General features: G+C 50.3%; 4 protein-coding genes and 1 pseudogene. 2 read left to right on the forward strand and 3 right to left on the reverse strand.

The genetic code is table 11. The features are described from left to right. On the forward strand, nucleotides 1–1,084 hold a 1,084-nt coding region (gene carA, locus Q0231_RS03550), incomplete at its 5' end, for a glutamine-hydrolyzing carbamoyl-phosphate synthase small subunit (RefSeq protein ID WP_299345165.1). 60 nt (nucleotides 1,085–1,144) lie between these two features. Here the strand turns inward: carA and Q0231_RS03555 are convergent. Next, nucleotides 1,145–2,065 (reverse strand): neutral zinc metallopeptidase, encoded by a 921-nt coding sequence (locus tag Q0231_RS03555; protein WP_299345168.1) that lies wholly within the window; start codon nucleotides 2,063–2,065, stop codon nucleotides 1,145–1,147. A gap of 357 nt (nucleotides 2,066–2,422) precedes the next feature. Between Q0231_RS03555 and Q0231_RS03560 the strand changes: the two genes are divergently transcribed. After that, on the forward strand, nucleotides 2,423–4,405 hold the full coding sequence (locus Q0231_RS03560; protein ID WP_299345171.1) for a bifunctional 2',3'-cyclic-nucleotide 2'-phosphodiesterase/3'-nucleotidase: 1,983 nt from the start codon (nucleotides 2,423–2,425) through the stop codon (nucleotides 4,403–4,405). Nucleotides 4,406–4,435: 30 nt separating this feature from the next. Here the strand turns inward: Q0231_RS03560 and Q0231_RS03565 are convergent, their stop codons facing one another. Both Q0231_RS03565 and adh read right to left on the reverse strand, forming a co-directional pair. Next, on the reverse strand, nucleotides 4,436–4,774 hold the full coding sequence (locus Q0231_RS03565; RefSeq protein WP_269395210.1) for a DUF779 domain-containing protein: 339 nt from the start codon (nucleotides 4,772–4,774) through the stop codon (nucleotides 4,436–4,438). 58 nt (nucleotides 4,775–4,832) lie between these two features. Further along, nucleotides 4,833–5,295: pseudogene (gene adh / locus Q0231_RS03570) on the reverse strand (aldehyde dehydrogenase); the annotation flags it as partial.

Genomic DNA, 5,295 nt, shown 5'->3' on the forward strand with positions numbered 1-5,295 from the left:
TGCTGTTGGTGAAGTTTGCTTCAACACAGCCATGACCGGCTACCAAGAGATCCTCACAGATCTTTCCTATGCGGGCCAAATCATTACCTTCACTTTTCCACACATCGGCAATGTGGGCACCAACGACCAAGATGTTGAAACACCTGAGCATGCAAGCGACACAGGCGCTAAAGGGTGTGTGCTAAAAGCCGACATAACCAACCCATCAAATTATCGGTCAACACAGCATTTGAATGCTTGGCTGAAAGAAAAAAACATCATTGGTATTGCCGGGGTCGATACACGTGCCCTCACCTCCTTTATCCGCGAAAACGGTCTAACAAATGGCGTAATCGCCCACGCACCAGACGGTGTTTTTGATGAAGAAGCGATTGCAAATGCCCTTGCTGGCTTCAAGGGACTAGAACACGCAGACCTTGCAGCCGACGTATCTACCGCCAAAACTTATGAGTGGAAACAAGATCGCTGGGTTTGGAACGAAGGCTTTTCGCCCGTCGACAATCCAAAGAACCACATTGTAGCTATCGACTATGGTGCAAAGGCAAACATCTTGCGCTGCCTCGCACATGAAAGTGTGGCGGTGACAGTGGTGAGCGCTTCAACACCAGCCAAAGACATTTTGGCCCTCAACCCAGATGGCATTTTTCTGTCCAATGGTCCTGGTGATCCTGCAGCAACGGGTGAATATGCGGTTGGTATCATCAAGGAACTGATCGCCAGCGAAAAACCAATCTTTGGCATTTGCTTGGGTCACCAACTATTGGCTTTGGCTTTAGGCGGCAAAACAGTCAAAATGCACCAAGGCCACCATGGCGCAAACCACCCGGTTAAAGACCTCACAACAGGCAAAGTGGAAATCACATCGATGAACCACGGCTTTGCCGTGGACGCAGACAGCTTGCCCGCTGGTATCGCACAGACACACATTTCTCTGTTTGACCAATCAAACTGCGGTCTAGCGGTTGAAGGAAAACCCATCTTTTCGGTACAATATCACCCGGAAGCATCACCGGGCCCGCACGACAGCCACTATTTGTTCAAGCGTTTCTTGGACAATGTGCGCGGCGTAAAAGCGGACGCGTAGGTTTAGAGCAACTGCTTCAGATTAAGAATGCCCTGCCAAATGGCAGGGCATTTTTTTTGGCTAAAGCCGTTCAGCACCAAATGTATCGCATTGCCCCACATTGCCACTTTTATATCCACGCTCAAACCAGCGTTGGCGTTGTTCTGATGTGCCATGGTTGAAGTTCTTTGGCACCACAAACCCTTGGCTGCGCATTTGAATGGCGTCATCACCAATCTGTTCTGCCGCATTTAGCGCTTCTGCAATATCACCGCGTTCGAGCAAGTTCATTTCCCCAACAAAGCTCGCCCACACACCCGCGTAACAGTCTGCTTGCAACTCCACCCTTACAGAATAAGCATTGGCTTCGTTGGTGCTCATGGCGCGACGTTGCTTGTTAAACTCTGGCAAAACCCCAGTAAGCTGCTGCACATGATGTCCCACTTCATGTGCCAACACATAGGCCTGCGCAAAATCTCCACCTGCCCCAAACTGGCGGCGAAGCTGATCGTAAAAGCCCAAGTCTAAATAGATTTTTTCGTCTGCAGGGCAATAAAACGGACCCGTTTGCGCACTTGCTGTGCCGCAAGGCGAGCTGGTTGAACCAGAAAACACAACCAAAACCGGCGCGCGATAGTTCATATCATTTTGAGCAAAGACCTGCGTCCAAAGCGCTTCTGTTTCGTTCAGGTTGACCGCAACAAAGTCAAACAATTCATCTTTCCCCGCATCAGGCAATGGACGGGTGTCAGAGGGCCGATATGTGGTACCGCCACCGGTTGAAATAGTACCATCAAGCAAACTCATCGGATTGATCCCGAGGGCCAGAGAAATCACAACCACAACAACCAGCATCAACAAGCCACCAGCGCCGCCCTTGCCAGCACGGCCACCCGGCATTGGAATGCGCACGCGGCGTCCGGTCGAACGACCAGAAGCACCTGAACGCTTGCCGCGACGGTCTTCAATATTTGAACTGCGATCCCGACCTTGCCATTTCATGCGCTCATATCCCCTTTTAAACTTTGTCGATCATCTAACATCACCCCCTTAGAATACAAGCCCTTTTGCACGCATCCGGGAAACCCCATTTTCACAAAACTGTCGTCCAGTTGCCGCTAAACCGCAACACATCTGATCTAGCACTAAGCCATCAATAGCGGTTGGATCCCATGCACAATAAATACATTTTACCATTTGGTCTAAATATGACACACTCCGCTCGTCGCTTGCATACTCAGCGACCAATAGGTGGTGAAGCGCAGATAATAGCGCTCGATATTTCGGAACATTCCGCCCCACCAATAAGTGCGCCGATCCAACCGCACAAATTCAACATGACATAAGCGGAGGACTAAAATGTCACTTCTAAATTCAATTTCAAGACGTTCCTTTTTAGCAGGAACCGCCAGCGCAGGTGCACTCATTGCAATGCATCCATTTGCGGCAATGGCTTCCAGTTCACAGGCGCATTTGCGCTTAATGGAAACAACCGACATTCACGTGTCGATTTTCCCTTATGACTATTACGCAGATAACCCGAACGACACCATGGGACTTGCCCGCACGGCGACACTGATTTCCAACGTGCGCGCAGAGGCAACCAACTCGATGCTCGTGGACAATGGCGACCTCATTCAAGGCAATCCGATGGGTGACTATGTCGCTTATGAACGAGGGTTCAAAGAAGGCGATCTGCACCCCATGATTGCTGCAATGAATACCCTTGGCTACGACATAGCAACTGTGGGCAACCACGAGTTCAACTATGGCCTAAGCTTTTTGGATAAAGCGCTAGCCGGGGCTTCGTTCCCCTTCGTAAGCGCCAACATTGTCATGGGCACTGTTTTGGGCGAAGACCCAACCAAAGACAAAACCTTGTTCCAGCCGTATAAGATTTTGGAAAAAGAAATCACAGATGGCGCAGGCAACAAACGCCCAATCAAAATTGGCTTCATCGGCTTTGTCCCACCACAAATCATGGTGTGGGATTTCCAACATTTGAACGGCAAAGTCACCACGCGCGATATCGTTCAAACCGCAAAAGCCTATGTGCCACAAATGAAAGAACAAGGCGCAGATCTGATCGTCGCTCTTTCTCACTCCGGCATCGACGGCTCGGGCCAAACCGATATGATGGGCAACGCTTCGCTTTATTTGGCGGGCGTTGAAGGCATTGACGTTGTGTTCACCGGCCACCACCACAATGTTTTCCCAAGTTCGCAATATGACGGGATCGAAGGCGTCGACGCAGCTAAAGGCACATTGATGGGCAAACCGGCTGTCATGGCTGGCTTCTGGGGTTCACATATGGGGCTCATCGATCTGCTTATCGAGCATGATGGCAACGAATGGAAAATCGTGTCCCACACATCAGAAGCGCGTCCAATTTCGGAACGTATCGATCGTAAGGTCAACCCACTGGTTGAGAGTGACGCAGCGGTTTTGGCCTCCGTTCAAGCTACGCACGACCAAACGCTTGAATATGTGCGCACTGCCGTTGGCCAAACGGATGCGAAATTACACTCCTATTTCGCTCTTGTGGCAGATGACCCTTCCGTGCAAATCGTATCCCAAGCACAAATGTGGTACACAGAACAAATGATGCGCGGCACCCAATGGGAAGGCTTGCCCATTCTTTCTGCAGCCGCTCCATTTAAAGCGGGCGGTCGTGGCGGTCCTGATTATTACACCGATGTTCCAGTTGGCCCAGTAGCCATCAAAAACGTGGCTGATTTGTACCTCTATCCAAACACCGTTCGCGCGGTTGAAGTAACCGGTGCAGGCATTAAAGAATGGCTTGAGCGCTCAGCTGGCATTTTCAATCAAGTCGAAGTTGGAAAAGCAGATCAACCATTGGCTGATCCTGATTTCCCATCTTACAATTTTGATGTGATTGATGGCGTGACGTACAAGATCGACATTTCACAACCATCAAAGTATCCACCGCGAGGCGGCGACGCGATCAACCCTGATGCAAACCGCATTGTTGATCTGCGCTACAATGGTGAACCAATCGACATGAACCAGAAGTTCGTTGTGGCCACCAACAATTACCGCGCAGGCGGTGGTGGGGCATTCCCAGGTCTTGGAGAAGATGTCATCATCTTTGTTGGCCCAGATACCAACCGTGACGTGCTCGTGCGGTACATCGTGGAAAAAGGCACCATCAACCCAAGTGCAGATAGTAACTGGTCACTGGCGCCATTGCCGGGCACTTCAGTGTTGTTTGAAACTGGCCCGAAAGCAAAAGACCATATCAGCGACGTCACAGCGGTCAACATCGAATATGTTGGCGAAGCTGAAAGCGGATTTGGTCAATACCGCATCAAACTTGACTAGGACGATTGGAGGGGTGCAATCCCCTCCTCTCTAACTTGATATCACACAAATCTCAGAACGGGTGAGGAAGCGCTTTTCTCGCCCGTTGTCGAGGGAAAACATGCCCCCGCGACCTGGCACCACATCGATGATTAAGTTGGTGTGTTTCCACACCTCATATTGATCTCCGCCAATGTAAAATGGTGCGCCGCCGATTTCGCCTAACAGCACATCATTGTCCCCGAGCAAAAAATCACCTTGCGCATAACACATGGGCGAAGACCCATCACAACACCCACCCGATTGGTGAAACATGATCTCGCCGTGGTCGGCTTGAATTTCAGCGATCAGCTCCAATGCAGCCGGTGTAGCTGTCACTTTCTCGCTCATTTGCCATCCCCTAAAATAAAAGAGGCCGGTTTGAAACCGACCTCATGCATGCATTGGATCAAAAGAAGCCAAGTTTTTGCGGTGAATAGCTTACCAACATGTTTTTGGTTTGCTGATAATGATCGAGCATCTTCAGGTGATTTTCTCGCCCAATGCCAGACTGTTTATATCCACCAAACGCTGCGTGAGCTGGGTAAGCGTGGTAGCAGTTTGTCCACACACGACCCGCCTGAATGGCACGGCCAAAGCGATAGCACGTGTTCGCCTCACGGCTCCACACACCAGCACCAAGCCCATAAAGCGTATCATTGGCAATCGAAAGCGCTTCTTCATCATCCTTAAAGGTCGTCACAGAAACAACGGGCCCAAAGATTTCCTCTTGGAAAATCCGCATTTTATTGTTGCCCTTAAAGACGGTTGGTTGAACGTAATAACCGTTCTCCAAGTCTCCACCCAAATGGGCCTGACTGCCACCGGCCAGCACTTCAGCGCCTTCTTGTTTTCCAATATCAAGATAGGAG

It is taken from the genome of uncultured Maritalea sp. (genome assembly GCF_937139385.1).
Classification (GTDB): domain Bacteria; phylum Pseudomonadota; class Alphaproteobacteria; order Rhizobiales; family Devosiaceae; genus Maritalea; species Maritalea porphyrae_A.